Origin of the sequence: Frankia sp. CpI1-P (genome assembly GCF_001421075.1) — a bacterium.
GTDB classification, from domain to species: domain Bacteria; phylum Actinomycetota; class Actinomycetes; order Frankiales; family Frankiaceae; genus Frankia; species Frankia torreyi.
The window spans coordinates 12,757-28,707 of record NZ_LJJX01000006.1 but is presented as its reverse complement, the minus strand read 5'-3'; the positions used below and the strand labels follow the sequence as shown (position 1 = coordinate 28,707).

General features: G+C 73.2%; 13 protein-coding genes, 15 pseudogenes and 1 riboswitch. Of the genes and pseudogenes, 10 read left to right on the top strand and 18 right to left on the bottom strand.

Annotated features, from left to right (window positions below; genetic code table 11):
- Positions 1–100: 100 nt before the first annotated feature.
- From FF86_RS61910 to FF86_RS05760, 5 genes and pseudogenes are all read right to left on the bottom strand, one after another.
- Positions 101–1,613: pseudogene (locus FF86_RS61910) on the bottom strand (hypothetical protein); the annotation flags it as partial.
- Between the two features lies 1 nt (position 1,614).
- Positions 1,615–1,779: pseudogene (locus tag FF86_RS41215) on the bottom strand (serine/threonine protein kinase); the annotation flags it as partial.
- 1 nt (position 1,780) lies between these two features.
- The coding region (locus FF86_RS41210) for a serine/threonine-protein kinase (RefSeq protein WP_242418250.1) at positions 1,781–2,353 on the bottom strand (573 nt) is incomplete at its 3' end.
- A gap of 909 nt (positions 2,354–3,262) precedes the next feature.
- Positions 3,263–4,168 (bottom strand): LLM class F420-dependent oxidoreductase, encoded by a 906-nt coding sequence (locus FF86_RS05765; RefSeq protein ID WP_044884180.1) that lies wholly within the window; start codon positions 4,166–4,168, stop codon positions 3,263–3,265.
- Between the two features lie 145 nt (positions 4,169–4,313).
- Positions 4,314–4,601 carry a hypothetical protein gene (locus FF86_RS05760; RefSeq protein ID WP_044884118.1) on the bottom strand — a complete coding sequence of 96 codons (288 nt, stop codon included), beginning with the start codon at positions 4,599–4,601 and terminating at the stop codon, positions 4,314–4,316.
- A gap of 260 nt (positions 4,602–4,861) precedes the next feature.
- Between FF86_RS05760 and FF86_RS05755 the strand changes: the two genes are divergently transcribed.
- On the top strand, positions 4,862–5,389 hold the full coding sequence (locus FF86_RS05755; RefSeq protein WP_044884119.1) for a TetR/AcrR family transcriptional regulator: 528 nt from the start codon (positions 4,862–4,864) through the stop codon (positions 5,387–5,389).
- A 25-nt stretch (positions 5,390–5,414) separates the two neighbouring features.
- On the opposite strand, the gene bluB is transcribed toward FF86_RS05755, so the two are convergent.
- Positions 5,415–6,020 carry a 5,6-dimethylbenzimidazole synthase gene (gene bluB / locus FF86_RS05750; protein ID WP_370657252.1) on the bottom strand — a complete coding sequence of 202 codons (606 nt, stop codon included), beginning with the start codon at positions 6,018–6,020 and terminating at the stop codon, positions 5,415–5,417.
- On the opposite strand from bluB, the pseudogene FF86_RS65380 reads away from it, so the two are divergent.
- Positions 5,952–6,146: pseudogene (locus tag FF86_RS65380) on the top strand (hypothetical protein); the annotation flags it as partial. The gene bluB and the pseudogene FF86_RS65380 sit on opposite strands and share 69 nt — an antisense overlap.
- Before the next feature lie 148 nt (positions 6,147–6,294).
- Positions 6,295–6,493, bottom strand: a riboswitch (cobalamin riboswitch).
- On the opposite strand, the gene FF86_RS41205 reads toward FF86_RS65380, so the two are convergent.
- The gene (locus tag FF86_RS41205) at positions 6,462–6,827 is read right to left on the bottom strand and encodes an FCD domain-containing protein (RefSeq protein WP_236706580.1); all 366 of its coding nucleotides are present in this window, start codon (positions 6,825–6,827) and stop codon (positions 6,462–6,464) included. Its footprint overlaps the riboswitch before it by 32 nt.
- The gene (locus FF86_RS05740) at positions 6,769–7,548 is read right to left on the bottom strand and encodes an aminoglycoside 3'-phosphotransferase (RefSeq protein WP_044884121.1); all 780 of its coding nucleotides are present in this window, start codon (positions 7,546–7,548) and stop codon (positions 6,769–6,771) included. The genes FF86_RS41205 and FF86_RS05740 overlap by 59 nt, the downstream gene beginning before the upstream one ends.
- A 136-nt stretch (positions 7,549–7,684) precedes the next feature.
- Here FF86_RS05740 and FF86_RS41200 point away from each other — a divergent pair.
- The 4 pseudogenes from FF86_RS41200 to FF86_RS41185 all read left to right on the top strand — a co-directional run.
- Positions 7,685–7,789 (top strand): annotated as a pseudogene (locus FF86_RS41200) (Uma2 family endonuclease); the annotation flags it as partial.
- Between the two features lies 1 nt (position 7,790).
- Positions 7,791–7,841 (top strand): annotated as a pseudogene (locus tag FF86_RS41195) (hypothetical protein); the annotation flags it as partial.
- A gap of 1 nt (position 7,842) precedes the next feature.
- Positions 7,843–8,084 (top strand): annotated as a pseudogene (locus tag FF86_RS41190) (Uma2 family endonuclease); the annotation flags it as partial.
- Position 8,085: 1 nt separating this feature from the next.
- Positions 8,086–8,251: pseudogene (locus FF86_RS41185) on the top strand (Uma2 family endonuclease); the annotation flags it as partial.
- Positions 8,252–8,275: 24 nt separating this feature from the next.
- Here FF86_RS41185 and FF86_RS65375 read toward each other — a convergent pair.
- The 4 genes and pseudogenes from FF86_RS65375 to FF86_RS41180 all read right to left on the bottom strand — a co-directional run.
- Positions 8,276–8,938: a LysR family substrate-binding domain-containing protein gene (locus tag FF86_RS65375; RefSeq protein WP_396229789.1), complete on the bottom strand. Its 663-nt coding sequence runs from the start codon at positions 8,936–8,938 to the stop codon at positions 8,276–8,278.
- Positions 8,939–9,317: 379 nt separating this feature from the next.
- Positions 9,318–9,671 carry a hypothetical protein gene (locus FF86_RS05725; RefSeq protein ID WP_055410583.1) on the bottom strand — a complete coding sequence of 118 codons (354 nt, stop codon included), beginning with the start codon at positions 9,669–9,671 and terminating at the stop codon, positions 9,318–9,320.
- An 11-nt stretch (positions 9,672–9,682) separates the two neighbouring features.
- Positions 9,683–10,392, bottom strand: a pseudogene (locus FF86_RS05720) (LysR family substrate-binding domain-containing protein); the annotation flags it as partial.
- 1 nt (position 10,393) lies between these two features.
- On the bottom strand, positions 10,394–10,648 hold a 255-nt coding region (locus FF86_RS41180; RefSeq protein WP_242418249.1), incomplete at its 3' end, for a LysR family transcriptional regulator.
- Positions 10,649–10,734: 86 nt separating this feature from the next.
- Here FF86_RS41180 and FF86_RS41175 point away from each other — a divergent pair.
- Positions 10,735–11,083 (top strand): annotated as a pseudogene (locus FF86_RS41175) (SDR family NAD(P)-dependent oxidoreductase); the annotation flags it as partial.
- Between the two features lies 1 nt (position 11,084).
- Positions 11,085–11,562: SDR family NAD(P)-dependent oxidoreductase (locus FF86_RS41170; RefSeq protein WP_242418248.1), on the top strand; the 478-nt coding region annotated here is incomplete at its 5' end.
- A 14-nt stretch (positions 11,563–11,576) separates the two neighbouring features.
- On the opposite strand, the pseudogene FF86_RS05710 reads toward FF86_RS41170, so the two are convergent.
- Together FF86_RS05710 and FF86_RS41165 are read right to left on the bottom strand one after the other, a co-directional pair.
- Positions 11,577–12,546 (bottom strand): annotated as a pseudogene (locus tag FF86_RS05710) (acyltransferase family protein); the annotation flags it as partial.
- 1 nt (position 12,547) lies between these two features.
- A pseudogene (locus FF86_RS41165) lies at positions 12,548–12,680 on the bottom strand (acyltransferase); the annotation flags it as partial.
- A 652-nt stretch (positions 12,681–13,332) separates the two neighbouring features.
- On the opposite strand from FF86_RS41165, the pseudogene FF86_RS65370 reads away from it, so the two are divergent.
- Positions 13,333–14,281, top strand: a pseudogene (locus FF86_RS65370) (hypothetical protein); the annotation flags it as partial.
- A 1-nt stretch (position 14,282) separates the two neighbouring features.
- A pseudogene (locus FF86_RS65365) lies at positions 14,283–14,574 on the top strand (hypothetical protein); the annotation flags it as partial.
- Between the two features lie 11 nt (positions 14,575–14,585).
- Here FF86_RS65365 and FF86_RS41160 read toward each other — a convergent pair.
- From FF86_RS41160 to FF86_RS05690, 4 genes and pseudogenes are all read right to left on the bottom strand, one after another.
- A pseudogene (locus FF86_RS41160) lies at positions 14,586–14,792 on the bottom strand (Fic family protein); the annotation flags it as partial.
- Between the two features lies 1 nt (position 14,793).
- Positions 14,794–14,966 (bottom strand): annotated as a pseudogene (locus FF86_RS61905) (alcohol dehydrogenase); the annotation flags it as partial.
- 97 nt (positions 14,967–15,063) lie between these two features.
- Positions 15,064–15,169: ribbon-helix-helix protein, CopG family (locus tag FF86_RS41150; RefSeq protein WP_242418277.1), on the bottom strand; the 106-nt coding region annotated here is incomplete at its 3' end.
- A 72-nt stretch (positions 15,170–15,241) separates the two neighbouring features.
- Positions 15,242–15,601 carry a hypothetical protein gene (locus FF86_RS05690; RefSeq protein WP_044884129.1) on the bottom strand — a complete coding sequence of 120 codons (360 nt, stop codon included), beginning with the start codon at positions 15,599–15,601 and terminating at the stop codon, positions 15,242–15,244.
- Positions 15,602–15,951: the final 350 nt, after the last annotated feature.

Genomic DNA, 15,951 nt, shown 5'->3' with positions numbered 1-15,951 from the left:
GTCACCAGCCTCCAGCACTTCGACCCCGCCCGGGCCGGAACGCGTCCGGACCGCCGAGGGATCGGGGGGATGCGCGCGAACCGCTACCCGACGTGATCGGTCACGGCGCGGCGCTGGTGTAGAGGCGCAAGCTGCTCGGCGACGGCTGCGCGGTCGGGGAGCTACCGCAGGTGCGCTTGCTGCCCGCGCGCCCACCGGAGTTCTGGCAGGTCTTGGTCGGTTTGGGCGTCGGTTTGGGCGTCGGCTTGGGGGTCGGCGCGCTCGAGGAGGGCTCCGCCGTCGGCGCCGGGGGGGTGGCGGTCGGCGAGCGCGTTGCGGGAGGAGCCGGCGGCGGCGTCGTGACGGTGCCACCCGCGCTGGGCGACGCCCCACCCGGGGATGGCGGCGGACCGGCGGCGCCCGAGGCCGGGACGGGCCCGACGACGCCGCCGGGAGCCGGCGAGCCGGGGACAGGGGCGCCGGGGGCGGCCGGATTGCCGGCGACGCCGCCCGGCGCCGGCACGGAGCCGTACCAGGCACCTGGGCCGCCACCGCGGGCTCCGCCCTGCCCCGACGAGGTGAGGCCGGCCCCCGGGGACGCACCGGCGCTGACGCTCACCCGGGAGACCGGCGCGGGGGCCGGGTCCGAGCCGTCGGAGGGGATCGCCGCGGCGGCGACCGCCGCGGTGGCAACGCCAAGCAGCAGGGCGATGCCGCCGGCCAGGACGCGGGACCGCCGCCGGCCGGCCGCATCGGCGCTCCCGTCGCCCGGCTCGCCGCCGCGCCCCCCGGTCGGGCCGGCCGCCCCCGTCCGATCGGGCCGCCCCGACGACGCCGGGCCGTTCGCACCCGACGGGGCCGCACCCGCCGAACTGGACGGTGCTGGCTCTCCTGCGCCGGCCAGGCCCGCCCCGACCTGGGCCGGCGTCGGAGGGGGCGCGTGCGCGGACGCCCCGGGCGTCGCCGAGACCGGCTGGGCCTGGATCTGCGTCACCGCCAGGTCGGGCGCCACCGCCGGATCGGCCGCCCCTGCGAGGCTGGCCGCCATCCCCGAACCGACCGCCTTCCCGGACCCGGCCCCAGAACCGGCCGACTTCCCTGGACCAGCCGCCGTCCCCGGACCGGCCGGCTTCCCCGGGTGGGAGTGGCGTTGCACCGGCAGACCAGGCGAAGCCACGCCGGCGGCATCCGGCGACACCGCCCCGCCGGGCAGGTACACGGGAGCCGGCGTCGTCACCGGATCGTCGAACTCCTCGTCCGTCAGTCCGAACGCGCCCGCCCCTGGCGCCACCCCCTGACCGGGCAGGTACATCGGGACCGGCGTGGTCACCGGATCGTCGAACTCCTCGTCCACCGGGTCGATCGGTGCCACGTGGACAGCGGGCTCGCCCGGAGAGGGTGGCCCGGACGGGGTGAACCATCCCACCGGCCCAGGGGAACCCGCCGAGGCGGCGGGTCCCACCTCGGATGACCCGGGCGGGTCACTCGGATGCCCTGCGGACACCCCCCGCGTCGTTGCCGCAACCAGTGAGGACGGCGGGGTGCGCAGCGGCGGCAGCGCGGGCAGCCCCGCCAGGCCGGGCAACAGCTCCTGCAGCCGGTCCGCGCCGGGCCGTTCATCCGGATCCTTGGCGNGCATCGCGGCCACCACGGCCCACAGTTCGTCGGGGACGCCCGTGGGCCGGCCAGGGGCCACATCGGCGTGGGCCCGCAGGATGGACAGCATCTCCCGGCCGGCGAACGGTGCGACGCCACAGAGCATCTCGTACAGCATGGTGCCGGCGGCGTAGATGTCCGCGGNCGGCCCGACCGCGCCGCCATCGACGCTTTCGGGGGCCATGTACAGGGGGGTGCCGAGCATGCCGCCGGGAATGGTCAGCCTCGTCGCCGCGGACGCCATCAGGCCGGCGACACCGAAGTCCGAGATCTTCGGCCGGAACCGTTCCCCGCCGCGGTCGAGCAGCACGTTCTCCGGTTTGAGGTCGCGGTGGACGATCCCGAGCCGATGGGCCGTCCCGAGCCCGGCGAGAATGTCGACGATCAGGCCGACCGCCTCCGCGGGCGGCATCGTGCGGCGCCGCTGCAGCTCCCGACGCAGATCCGAACCCTCGACGAATTCCATGACGATGGCCAGATCGCCGCGTTCGGCCACCAGGTCGTGAACCGCCACCACGAAAGGCGACTGGACCCGGATGAGAATGGCACGCTCACGCATGAACCGGGCGACCACTCCCGGATCCGAGGTGAAGTGGGGCAGCAGGAGTTTGAAGGCGAGAACATTGCCCGCCTCGTCATGGCCGCGCCACACCTCGCCCATGCCACCGCGACCGATGCGGTCTTCCAGGGTGTAGGAACTTCCCAGCTTTCTAACCACTCCGCGCCATCACCACTTCACTGTGGGTTCGAGGTGGACCCGCGGACCCGTGCCTTCCGCGGATCCCGGGGTTGCCACGGCCGACGGACGGGCAGCGGAACGCAGCGCGTCCGTCATCACGGCGCGGCATTCATGCCGCGGGCCACTGCCCGACGGTGTTACCCCGCGTTGCGCGCACAGGTCGTCCTCTCCGCGCCGGCGTCGGCGGGCCGCCCTCATTCCCGGTAAAGGCGTGCCCGCNGGCCGAAGCTGGTACCCGCGGTCTCAGGGTGCGATGTCCCTGGTCAGGATGCAGGACGCCGGAGTGCATGAGGAACATGGCAGATATGGCTTTCATCACCGGGGGAATCAGGGGACTCGGGTTTGTGCCGTCGGGCAGACGGCGCCCCGGCTCGGCCACCGAAGCGCAACGGTCCCGCCCGGTTCCTGCGACGCCCGGCGGGGCGCCGAGGCCATCGGGCGGAGCCCGGCGACGCCCGGCGGCCGTCTGGCGAGCTGACCGGCGGACGCCTGGCCGCTGGCCGGCTCCGGCCGGTGCGCACGACCCGGACGTTCCTGCTGCTGCGACGGCTCGCGGCGTGGCCCCGGCTGCTGGCAATCGTGTCCAGGCCGACATTGACGAGCGCGGTGGCCAGGTTGGCGGGCAACGCGCCGAGCACGACGACGCCGATCGCCCGCCAGACCTCGGCGGTAATCCCAAGCGACCCGGCGGTCGGGGCCGAGCGGGCCCCGCGGACACGTGGTGACCGCTGCCCGGCCCGGTTCCGGCACAGCCGAGAGGGCCTGATCGGGGGGCCCACCATCGAGCTCGGCGCGCCCACTGGTGGCCCGTCCGCTCGATGCTCCGGAGTACCGGGCGGGGTCCTCCAGCGGCGCGACCCGGCGCGGCCCGACGCGGCGGACGAGCGGTCAGCCGGCCGCGCGCAGCGCGGTGGCGACGTCGAGGGTGCGCGCCTGCTCCTGTGGGTCGCCGATCAGGCCCACGAGCAGCTCGGTCGCCCCGGCGTCGGCGTAGCGGCGCAGCGCCCGCTCGACGACCTCCGCCGTGCCGGCGACCACCGTCTCGTGCACCCCGCCGAGGCCCTCGCGATCGAGGATCGCCCGGTAGGAGGGCAGGTCCGAGGCAAAGCCGACCTGCGATGCCACCGCGGCACGGACCCCGTCCGGATCGGCGGTGACGCAGACCATGACCATGCACACCACCCGCGGCGCGGGCCGGCCCGCGTCCGCGGCCGCCTTGGTGATCGTCGGCGCGACGTGATCGCCGATGGTCCTCGGGCCCGTCCACACCGTCACGGTCCCGTCGGCCAGCTCGCCGGCGACCCGGAGCATGACCGGTCCCAGCGCCGAGACGAGCACCGATGGTGCGACGGCGACCGGCGCGTCGACCCGGCCGACCGCCGTCACCGTCTCCCCGTGGACGTCGACCGCCTCCCCGCGCAGCAGGGGCCCCAACGCGGTCAGGTACTCACGGATGTGGCGGGCCGGCCGGTCGTACGGGTAGCCGAACTGCCCCTCGATGATCGACCGGTGGCTGGGCCCGATCCCCAGGGTGAGGCCCGCGGGGGCCACCGCCTGGACGGTGAGTGCCTGCCCGGCCAGCGCGAGCGGATGGCGCGGGTAGGTCGGCACCACCGCGGTACCCAGCTCGATGCCGGGCACCGCTGTGGCCGACAGCGCCGCCAGGGTCAGCGCGTCCCAGGACACAAGCTGGCCGAGGAACGCGCTGTCCAGGCCGGCGCGCGCCGCCGTGCGGACCTGGTCGAGGACGTCGGCCGGGCTCGGGCCCGCGTTCACGTACATTCCGATCTTCATGATCTCCAACCTGAACCGGATCTTCAGTTTCCGCGCCCCGCGCCACCCTAGGCCGAAAGGGCGGCGCCAACGCGCAGGCGCCCCGCCCGTCTGGCCCGGTTGGGCGAGAGACCACTGGTCCGGTCGTCGGGATCAGGATCGGGGCTCAGCCGGCCGAGCGCAGGGCCGTGAGGACGTCGAGGCCGCGCGCCCGCTCCCCCGGGTCGCCGATCAGACTGACGACCAGTTCGGTGGCGCCGGCGTCGGCGTAGCGGCGCAGCGCCCGCTCGACGACCTCCGCCGTGCCGGCGACGACCGTCTCGTGTACTCCGGACAGACCCTGCCGATCCAGGATGGCCCGGTAGGCGGGGAACGCGCTGTCGAGGCCCGCTCGGGCCGCGGTCCGAACCTGATCGACCAGGGCCTGCGGGCCCGGACCGCCGCCGAGATACAACCCGATCTTCGTGATCGCTCCAACCTGAACCGGACCTTCCGGTTCGGCTCAGGACGCTACATTAAGCTGAANGCCATACTCCGGTTGACCGGAGGTCGGCTCCATCCGCCCGGTCCACGGCCGGCGGGTGGGCGAGCGGAAGCCTGAAGTCGGGGGCTGGCGGGCTCCAGACGAGGGGCCCAGACCGGTAGGACCCAGACCGGTAGGACCCAGACCGGGGGCCCAAACCGGTGGGGCGCAGGAGGCGGAGGGAGCGGGCCGTGCGAGCCGACGCGCAGCGCAACCGCGAGCTCATCGCGACCACCGCCCTCGATCTGCTGGCCCGGCGCGGGCCGGCCGTGTCCATGGAGGAGATCGCCCGCGCCGCGGGCCTCGGTGTCGGCACCCTCTACCGGCACTTTCCCGACCGTCAGTCGCTGCTGGACTCGGTCGCGGCCACGACGCTGCGCACGCTGCTCGCCGCGGGCCGGGCCGAGCAGTCCTCCGCCGCGCCGCGCTGGCAGGTCCTGGTCCGGATCGTGGCGCGGTGCACCGGCCTGCCCCTCGCCCTGATCTCGTCGCTGCCCGACGCCACCCGGGTCGACCCGACCGTCGCCGACCTGGTGGCGGAGCTCGACGCACTGTTCCAGGGCCTGGTCGAGGACGCCCAGCGCGAGGGATCGCTGCGGGCCGACCTCACCGGCGCGCAGGTGGTCGGCCTGCTCAACGTGGCAGTCTGCCGCCCCGGCGCGCGCGCCGACGACCCGCTGACGACGGTCCTGCTCGACGGCCTGCGGGCCCGCCCCTGACCCGCGCCCGCCCGATGGGGCGCGTCTAGGCGGAGCGTCGCTCGGGCCGTCCACGCCAGCGTTCGGCGTGGACGGCGTCGGCCAGGGGACGCCGTCGCGCCCAGCCGTGACGTTCCAGGTCGGGGGTGTCCTCGAGGTGGGTCACGGGGCCGACGCACAGCCAGGCGACCGGGCGGATCCCGACGGGGATGCCGAGCAGCTCCCGGACGAACGGCTCCCGGTAGAACGACACCCAGCCGACCCCGAGGCCCTCGGCGGTCGCGGCGAGCCACAGGTTCTCGATGGCCAGGCACACCGAGTACAGGCCCGCGTCGGCGATGGCGTGCCGCCCGAGGACCGCCGGTTCCCCGCGCGCCGGATCGTAGGTGATGACCAGCGACATCGACGCGGCCAGGATGCCGTCGATCCGGATCCCGGCGAAACGCTCGGCCCGCTCCCCGGCCAGGGTCCCGGCGAACACCGCCCGTTCGTGCTGGACGTGCGCGTGGAAGGCCCGACGCGTCCCGTCGTCGGTGACGCGGATGAAGTCCCAGGGCTGGCTGAGCCCGACACTCGGCGCGGCGTGGGCGGCGGCGAGGACACGCCCGAGGACGTCGGCGGGGATCGGCGCCCCGGTGAACTGGCCGCGCACGTCGCGCCGACGGTGGATCGCGTCGTACAGGGCGTCGGCACCCAGGCCGGTCGCGGGGCCCGATCGGGCCATCGGGTCGGCCCAGGCTGCCGGGTCGGCCCAGGCTGCCGGGTCGGGCCGGACTGCCGAGTCGGGCCGGACTGCCGAGTCGGGCCGAGCTGCCGGGTCGGGCCGAGCTGCCGGGTCAGACGAGGTGACGGCGTCCAGCCGGGGAGTGGTTCCGGCGTCACGATGGTGGTGTGGCAAGGCAGGCTCCCGCTGTCGGCCGCCCGGGTGGGCGGCGTGGCGGCGGGGCCGGTCTTCGGACTCCCGGATCGACGCCGGACCGTCCGCCTTCCCAGGCCGGTGGCCCAGTGGCTGCGTGGCACGCGTGGACGGCGACTTCCCGGTTACCGCGGCGGGCCCGTGCCGGACTCGCACCGGCTTCCCGATTCTCCCCGGTCACCCGGGGCACCCCGCAATTGTTGCCATCGCGGACGCTACCAGCCCGGCGCGGGCATCCCCCACCATCGCCGAGCACGGGCGCCACCGGGACCGCCCGCGATCCGGCTCAGACCAGCGCGGCGGGGCATCCCGGACCGAAGCCCGGTGCGGCGGATTGTGCGCCGCCGCGACGATGGCCACGTGCAGGGCGACGTCGGCGTCGACGAAGGCCACATCGTCCCCGCCGGCCGCGGCGGCGCGGCGATCCGCGAGCGCCGCGCGCAGGGCGGCCAGGTCGGCGGTAGCCTCCGCCCCGCCCGGCGGGTCAGGGACCGAGGCGCCACAGGCGGCGGTAGTAGGCGGTGCGGTCGTCGTCCGGGGCAACGCCGTACGCGTCGAGCAGGACCGTCTCCCAGCCGGGGCCGTAGTTCCACACGGTGCTCCAGGTCGCCACGGCGAGGTCGGCCCAACGGTCCGCCACGCCGAGAGCGCCGAGATCCACGTGCCCCGAGCAGGTTCCATCATCGGTGAGCAGGGTGTTGGGCACGCACGCATCGCCATGGCAGACGACGAGCAGGTCGGGCGGCGGCGGATCGCCAAGATCGTCGACGAGGCGCCGCTGCGCCGGCGTGGTCGCCACCGCGGCCGCCGCGGCCCGCCGGTCCGACACCGACCAGGAGAACGGGCAGCCCGCGACGGGCAGCGCGTCGTGCAGCGCGCGCAGCCCCACGCCGACCGCCCGCACGGCGCGCCCCGGGTCGGCCAGCCACCGTGCCTCGACGGCGTTGCGGCCCGGTAGTCCCGCCGTGAGCAGCCAGCTCCCCGCGCCGTCCCCGCCCTGGTCCAGCACCGTGGGCACGGCGGTGAACGGCGCCGCCCACGCCAGGCGGACCGCCTCGGCCGCGAGATCCCGGCCGCTGCCGGCCGGTGCCCACTTGAGGAACCGGCGTTCGGGCGCGCCGACGAGCTCGAACGTCAGCCCACCGAAGGCGTTGCGCCAGACGGGTCGCACCTCGACACCGGCGGCCACGGCCACGACCGCAGCCGGGATCGCCGTCCCCTCCTCGACCGCCCCTCCCAGCACGGGGCCGTCATCGCCGACCATGCACCGCCTCCGCCGCCGAGTAGTGGACCACGGGAACATCACCCTCCGGCCCGAGTGCGAGGAAGGCCCGGGAGGATCCCGGTACGCTGAGGCCGGCGAGACCATGCCTGCCGTGCCGGTTCAGGGGAGGTGCGTCATGTCCGCGGAGATGATTGCGCCCGCGTGGATGCACGAGCAGATCTCGGCGGAGGAGTACGACTCCTGGTCCGAGGAGCAGTGCGCGGGCGTCGAGATCGTGGACNGGATGGTCGTCGTGAGTCCCAGTGCCACGAAGCGGCACAACCGGCTGGCCCNGATCGTCGCGAACGCTCTGGACGCGGCCGCGGGGCCGGACTGGAACGCCGACACGGACTTCGACGTCCGCCTGCAGGACGTGCCGCTCACCAACCGCCGTCCGGATGTCGTGGTGTATCGCGCGGACACGATCGACGTCACGCCCACTCGTCCGGAGCACGTGCTGCTGGTGGTGGAGATCGTCTCGCCGGGTTCGGAGACCACCGACCGGATCGTGAAGGTCGAGCAGTACGCCCGGGCCGNCATCGCCTTCTACTGGCGGATCGAGCAGGCCGCCACCGGCGTTCCGCTGGTGTACACCCATGTCCTCGATCCCGCGACCAGGGCCTACCGGGATGGAGACGTGTTCACCAACGTGGTCAGGGCCTCGGCTCCCTTCGCGGTGGAGATCAACCTGGGTCAGATCTGACCCGATCGTGCTGAGCCGCGCCGCTCAGGCGGCTCCCTGCGGCCCGAAGGCGGCAACGAGGCTCTGGACGCAGGCCGGGGCCTTCGCCGTGAAGACCACGAGGCAGCCGCAGGCGTTCAGCGGCGGGTCGAGCCGGAGGACCGACGCCTTCGAGATCCCGGCGTCGAGGCCGGCGGCGACCTCGACGTCGGCGTAGATCAGCGCCCACGCGGGCGGTCCGTTTCCGATCTCGACGAGGGTGTCCGCCGCGTCGCAGCTCGGGCGACCCAGGCGCGGTTCGAAGCCCTCGGCCCGACATGCGTCGAGAGCGAAGTCGTGGAACGGCGGATCGTAGGCCCGAGCGGGGATGCGCAACGGTAGATCAGCCAGGTCCCGCAACCGTACCGTCGGTCGCCGAGCCAGCGGGTGCGTCGCCGGCAGGGCCACCGCCACCGGTTCCGGCCACAGCTCGAGAACCTGCAGGCCCTCGCCCGCGGGGACCGCACGCAGCAGCGCCAGCTCCATCTCCCCGCGGACGACGGCGGCAAGCTGCTCGACGACGGGGATCGCGACCAGCTCCAGCTCGATGTCGAGTTCGCTGTTGGTCTGTCGCAGTATTTCCAGCCCGCGCGTGAGTCGGGCGCCGAGGCCCGGGCTCATCCCGACCCGCAGGACCCGGGTCGGCGTCGCGGCCAGCTCCGCGGCCACCGCGGTGACCCGGTCCACCGCTGCGAGCGCGGCCCGAGCCTCGACCAGCAGCCGTTCGCCGGCGGGGGTGAGCCGCACCCGACGCGACGACCGGTCGGNGGCCCGGCCGAAGTGCAGCTCCTCCGCGACGGTGACGAGGNAACGCAGGTGCCGCAGTTCCACCGCATCCGCCTCCGTCGATCAGATCCCGTTATCGCTGTACGGAAGAACTGCCCCTTGGTCGCGAAGGTTCCGTCTCGTTGACTGGCAACACCGAAGCGGACACGTGAAGGGAGACGGCATGCGCGTGGGACTGTGATCCGAATAGCACCTACCGTCAGAAACGGCGCCCTGCCCGTGTCCGCACGTCCGGTCACTTCCCCAACCCGGACAGAAGGTCCTACTGGCCGAAGGAAAACCGCAGCTGCGCGTTGATGAGTTCGTTCAGGCGCTTTCGCCGCGGGACGACGACGTCGGGCGGCGCCTCCTGCGGGGCCAGCAGGGTCCACCGCAGGCCGGTCCCCTGCCCGGTGGACTCGATGTCGAAACGGATGAGGTCGTCGGGGTGGGCCGCCCAGATCGACGACCAGACGACCAACCCGGGTCGGGTCGACTCCATCACCCGCGGCGCGACTTCACCCCGACGCAGGGTCAACCATTGCCGCTGCGGGTCCCGGTTCGGCTTCATCAGCGCCTCCCAGACCACCCAGGACGGAGGCGGCTGGCTTCTTCGCCGGGTCGCGATCGCGTACATGTCGCGTCACGTTAGCGACCGAACCCGGCCCCGTCACCGCCATTGTCACCGTCCGCACTGTCACCGTCCGGACTGTCCGGGCCGCCGTCCCCGACGGCCAGGCGGACGGCACGCGCGTAGGCCTGGACGAGCGGACGACGATCATCGGTGTGCCAGGCCACCGCCAACCGGCTGGGTGAGACGCCGACGACCGGACGGGTGACGACGCCTCCGCGGGTGACCAGCGGGGCGTTCCTCACCGCCAACAGACAGACGCCGTAGCCGCCGACCAGGGCTTCGTACGTCTCGTCCGCGCCCGCGATCTCGGCGCCGATCACCGGTGGACGTCCGCCGCGGGCGTCGAGCGCGAGCCAGTAGTCCCGCAGCCGTCCCGCGCTGGGCGGCAATGCCAGGAACGGCTCGTCCAGCAGATCGGCGAAGTCGACGGTCTCCCTGGACGCCAACCGATGTGTCCGGGGCAGGGCGACGTGGCGCGGTTCCGCGGCGACGACGATCCACGTGTAGCGCTCGGCGTCGCCGAGCGGCAGCCAGACGAAGGCCACGTCGCTGGACCCGTTTGCCAGTCCGGCGGTCGAGTCGTCCCAACTGACCTGGCGCAGCATGAGCCGGACGTCGGGCACCTCGGCGGTGAGCCGGGAAGTGATCGCCGGCAGCAGACCGCCGCGACCGGGGCTGGTGTTCATCCCGACCACCAGGGTCGCGCGCTGCTCCGCCTTGGCTCNCTCGGTCGCCTCCCGGGCGGCGTCCCACTCGGCCAGCACGCGTCGGGCATGGGGCAGCAATGCCCTGCCGACCGGCGTCAGCCGGACCTCCCGGCGGTTCCGCTCGAACAGGGACGCGCCGAGATACCGCTCCAACATACGGATCTGTTTACTCAGGGCAGGCTGTGAGATGAACAGCCGCTCCGCGGCTCTCGTGAAGTGCAGTTCTTCGGCGACCGCCACGAAATATCGGAGATCCCGGCCCAGCGCATCCATAACCACTGGCTATCACAGCGGAACTTGGACCTGCGTCGGTCCCGCCGGCAGTCTGGAGAGGACGGACCGACGACGGGAGAAACACGATGAGCCGAGTATGGCTGGTAACCGGCGCAAACAGCGGCTTCGGCCGGGCGGTGACCGAGGCGGCGGTCGCCGCCGGGGACGTCGTGGTCGCGACGGCCCGCCGCGCTGCGACGTTGGACGACGTCGTCGCGAAGTATCCCGCGCAGGTCGAGGCGGTTCCGCTGGACGTCACCGAAACCGGCACGATCGACGCGGTCGTCCGGGATGTGGTAAGCCGGCATGGCCGGATAGACGTGCTGGTCAACAACGCCGGCCGCAGCCACGTCGGCGCGGTCGAGGAGACCACCGACGCCGAGCTGCGATCCCTTTTCGACGTCCACGTGTTCGGCCCGGCAGCGCTGGTCCGGGNCGTCCTGCCGCACATGCGCGCCGCGGGATCCGGCGCGATCGTGCAGATGAGCAGCATGGGCGGTCAGATGTCGTTCGCCGGATTCTCCGCCTACAGCGCCACCAAGTTCGCGCTCGAGGGCCTGTCCGAGGCGCTCGCAGCCGAAGTCGCCCCGCTGGGAATCACGGTTCTCGTGGTCGAGCCGGGCTCCTTCAGGACCGGACTGTTCGGGGGTACTTCCGCGAGCACCGAGATACCCGTCTACGCCGACACCGTCGGCCCGACCCGCCGGATGGTCGAGACCAGCGACGGCAGCCAACCCGGTGATCCGGCGAAGGCCGCGGCCGCGATCATCACCGCGCTGGACGCGCCCCGGGTTCCCCTGCGCCTTCTGCTCGGATCCGACGCGGTCGATGCGATCATCGCCCATCTCGACGCCGTCCGCGCCGACATCACCGCCTGGGAGAAGGTCGCCCGGGCCACCGCGATCGACGACTGACCCCGCGGTCTCCGTCACCGGCTCCCGCGGCTGCCCGCCAACGCAGGCTGGCGACGCGGCGGGCTCGCGCGGGGCGGCCGGGGCCCCGCGGGACGGCGCCGCTGGATGGGCAGTTCGAGCAGGTAGTACGACGTGGCCGCCAGGGCCATCGAGATGACGCCGACCACCACGACCGCCGGCCACCGGCCGAGCGCACCGGTCAGGTCGTGGCCCCAGTGCGCGACCACGGGAAAGTGCCAGAGGTAGAAGCCGTAGGAGACCCGGCCGAGCCAGGCCAGCGGACGGGCGGCGAGGGCACGGAACAGCCAGCTTGTCGTCGCGCCCTGCTCCAGGGTCAGGATGAGGGCGCCGGCAAGCAGCGCGACCACCGTGTAACCGCCGCGGGACAGCCACGCCGACCCCTGGCCCCAACCGCTCGGCGCGGTCACCGTCGCCACCGCCAGCAGCGCGAGCGCGGCCGGACCGGCCACCGGCAGGACGGCCCCGACGCGGTCGAGACGGCGCCGCCAGCACAGCGCCGCCCCACCCTCGCCAGCCGCCCCCTGCCGCGCCGCCCGCAGCCAGGCGGCGAGCGCGCAGCCGACCAGCAGCGCGTCGGCGCGGGTGTCCAGGGCGAAGTACGTCCGCGTCCCCGGCGCCCCGGACGTGACCAGCACGTTGCGCCACAGCGCGACGCCGGCCACCCCGCCCAGCAGGACCACGGGCAGCCGGCGGGCCAGCGACGGCCGGCGGCACAGGGCCACCAGCACCAGCGGCCACAGCAGGTAGAACTGCTCCTCCAGCGACAGCGACCAGGTGTGTCCCAGCCAGCCGGCCCCCGTGCTCTGCCGCACCACCTGGAAGTAGTTGTTCAGGTACAGCGTCGAGGCGGCCAGGCTGTCGAGGAACTCGGTCCGCTCGCCGGCCGTGCCGATCCCCGGCAGCACGACTGCCGTGAGGCCGACGAGGGCCAGCAGCCAGAACGCGGGCAGCAGCCGGTAGGCGNGCCGGAGGTAGAACCGCGTGAGGGATACCCCTCCGGTCCGGTCCCGTTCGGCCAGCAACTGTCCGGTGATCAGGAAACCGCTGAGCACGAAGAACACGTCGACACCGAGGTAGCCGCCGGGCAGCGAGTCCATGTGGAACACGAGCACGCAGAGCACCGCGAGCGCCCGAACGCCGTCCAGCGCGGGGTTGCGGCCGCCGCGCCCGGCGCCGCTTCGCTCGGGCGCCCCGGTCGCCCGAGCAGCCCGTTCCTGGGGGGCGGCCGACCCGGTTGGCCTGGTCGAACCGGCCGGCCGGCCATCCGTTCGTAGCTGGCCGGGCGTCCGTGGCTGGCCGGGCGTTCGTGGCTGGCCGGGCAGCCGCGACGGCGGGTCGGCCAGCAGGGTGCCCGGCGGGCGGTCCGCCGCTGGCGAGCGCCTGGGCGACACCACTGCGGCGCGGCGCGCTCCGCGTTCCGGGTCGTGTCCGTGCTCAGCCATCCACGCTCCCCTCAGAACTGCCGGTCTGCCCGTCTCCTCTCCGTTCGCACCCTTCGTATCCCGCCAACCTTGGCGTTTACTGTCAGACGGACCCGGCGACCGCGACGACGAGACCGACTTTCGGCATCCAGAGCACTACGCAGCGAAGTCATTCCCCGCAGGTGCGGGTTGAGCCGTCGCCGCCCGGCCAAGTCCTCCGGCAGCCGAGGGCGCGCCGGTCGACAGATAGGTTGTTGGCGTGCGGAACCAGGGCACGACCTCCACGGACGTCCGGGCGGCCGTCCTGTCCGCCGCCGTCATCGGGGGCATGGCCGGAGTGGCCCTCGGCGCTCACCGAGGGCGACGCGGGGTCGGCCTGGGCGGCCTCACGGGAGCGGTCACGCTGGCGGCGTCCGAGGCGGTCGCCCGTGCTCGGCAGCGGCCGGGCGAACTACCCGCCCTGTGGCAGCGGACGGCGACCAGCGCGGCGCTCGTCGCCCCCGCCGGCTGGGCGGCCGGGCGGCTGGCCGGCGCCGGCCCCGTCACGGTCGGCGCGGCGACCGGAGGCGTCGGCGGCCTGCTGGGGCTGCGGCCGCAGAAGGTGCTGCTCGGGCCGCTGGTCGGAGCGGCGGTGGGCACGGCGCTCGCGGCGCGCGCACGCCCGGTGCCGCCGGCGGCGGCGGCCAGCATCACGATGGCGGCCTACCGGTGCGTCTCGCCACTGCTCTTCCGCGATCCGCAGGTGAGCCTGCTCGCCGAACGGGTCCCCGCGCAGCGGCTGCCCTTCGTCGTGCCCCGGCAGGCGCGCTCGCGCCGGGTCGGCACCGGCTACGTTCGGGAGCTGGCCGAGGAGCTTGGCGGCCACTACGTCGCCGATGCCGCCGACGTGGGGATCGTCGCCTCCCTGGACGACCTGGCCGGCCCGGACCTCGACCCCGCCGGCGTCGACCCGCTGGTCCGCGAGTTCTACGAGCACACCACCCGGTTCACCCTCGACATCGTGCCGCGATGGCGGCTGTGGGTGCGTCCCGGCTACCTGCTGTATCGAACCGCGCTGGCCCGCCCGCTGGGGCAGGCGAACGTACCCATGAACCAGCGGGAGACCCAGCGCGGTATCCGCAGCCGCATCGACACCATCAGCCCACCGGGCACCCCGCCGGACACCGAAGCGGTGGCGGTCCGCGGCTGGATCCGCTCGTTCGCCGATACCGACGAGCCCATCTACGTCGGCATCTACACCACCTACCGGCACCGCGACCGCGGGTACGTCAGCGTCGNCTTTCCGCTGCCCCAGGCGAGTTTCACGGCGACGCTCCTGCCCCGCAGCCGGGCCGACGGCGGGCTGACCCTGACCAGCCGTAGCGATCAGGAGCACCCCGGCCATTACCTTGCCTATCGCGACCCGACGGACGGCAGCCTCACGGCCCTGGCAGTCCACGGGTTCGCCGAGGAGCTCGACGTCCACCGGGACGAGGGCGAGCTACGCGCGGAACACTCGTTCTTTCTTTTCGGCATCCCTTTCCTCGTCCTTCATTACCGCATCACCCGCAAACAGCCGACCCCGAGGTGAGGCCCGCAGCACTAGTCGCGGTCCGCCGGGACGACGCACAGCCGATCGGCAATTTTCTCGACGTCGGCGATCCCCTGCTCCGCATCCATGACGAGCTCGAACGCCTTGTCGTCGACGAGGTCGGTGGTGCAGCCGTTGATGTCGAGGAAAACCACGGCTGCGAGCCACGCCAGACGCTTGTTGCCGTCGACCAGGGGGTGACTTCGGGCAACGGAATGNAGGAGCGCGGCCGCCTTCAGCGCCGGGCTCGGATATGCGTCCTGACCGAATGCGCTGGAAGACGCGCGGGCAGCCGCCGCGTCGAGTAGACCGACATCCCGCACCGGACCAGCACCGATAACGCGTACGAGGGCGAGCAGATCCTCCAGGTCGAGATACTCGACAGCACTCACACGGTGCCCAGGCGAGCGAGCACGTCCCCCCACCGGGCGATCATTCGATCCGCACTGTCCGCCACCCGGNCCACATGGCCGGCCCGCTCGTAACGCNCCAGCACAGCACGCCGAATGATCTCCTGCCGAGAGATGCCCTCGGCCGCCGCCAGCACCGTCAGCGCGTGCTCCAGCTCCTCGTCAGTCCGCACCGTCAGCGCCATGCCGCCGACGATACCATCCTGATACCAAACCGGGGCCCGGGCCGCGAGACCCGAGCCCCGGTACCGCTCGGGCTACCCGGCCGCGATCTGCGTGACGGTCTTCAGGTCCGCGCTGACGAGGTACTTCACCGTGACGCCGGCCCTGGTACCGACCACAAGGTAGGACCCGTCAGAGTTCTTCAGCACGCTGGTGACCACGACCGACGCGTCCTTGGCTTTGACCGCCGCGGTCACCTTCGACAGCTCACCCACCGACAACGACGTGTTCACCGACGTGGCCAACCCGGGCGCGCCGTTCCCGCCCGTCCCCGCCTGGACACCGGCGGACAGTCCCGTGCTAGCGCTCGCCATCGTCGCACCGCCGAAAACAAGCCCCGCGGCGGCGGCGATGGTCGTGAAGGCGAGGCCGATCTTCTTAACAGGAATTCTCATGGCTCCCCTTCGCGCGGGGCGGGCCGACAGCCGGCCCGCCCGATACTCTCCTCATCTCGGTCGACACCCCGCCCGTTTTCCCGGGGCTGGTCCCGTGCAAGGCTCAGGAAATTCCAGCGCGCGAACACGGATTTCCGCTTTCCCCGGTGGAACGTTACGGGTGTGTCAAGAAGGACGCTACCCGTGGACCGACCGATCCCAACTCCGAAAGGTCTGTCGCCAGGCCGATAGTTTGTGGATTCCCCGGCATTGCGCCTGGCCAAGGACATTGCCGTTGCCAGGCTCACAGCACAGGCACCAGACCAGCGTGGCGACGCTCGGGTGTGACGATCGTCTCGGCAACGTGTGTT

Coding starts and splice junctions, on each gene's coding strand:
- FF86_RS05765 (WP_044884180.1), bottom strand. CDS start 4,168: ATGAAGATCGGAATGTACGTGAACGCGGGCCCGAGCCCGGCCGACGTC.
- FF86_RS05740 (WP_044884121.1), bottom strand. CDS start 7,548: ATGGTCGGCGATGACGGCCCCGTGCTGGGAGGGGCGGTCGAGGAGGGG.
- FF86_RS05725 (WP_055410583.1), bottom strand. CDS start 9,671: ATGTACGCGATCGCGACCCGGCGAAGAAGCCAGCCGCCTCCGTCCTGG.
- FF86_RS05690 (WP_044884129.1), bottom strand. CDS start 15,601: ATGAGAATTCCTGTTAAGAAGATCGGCCTCGCCTTCACGACCATCGCC.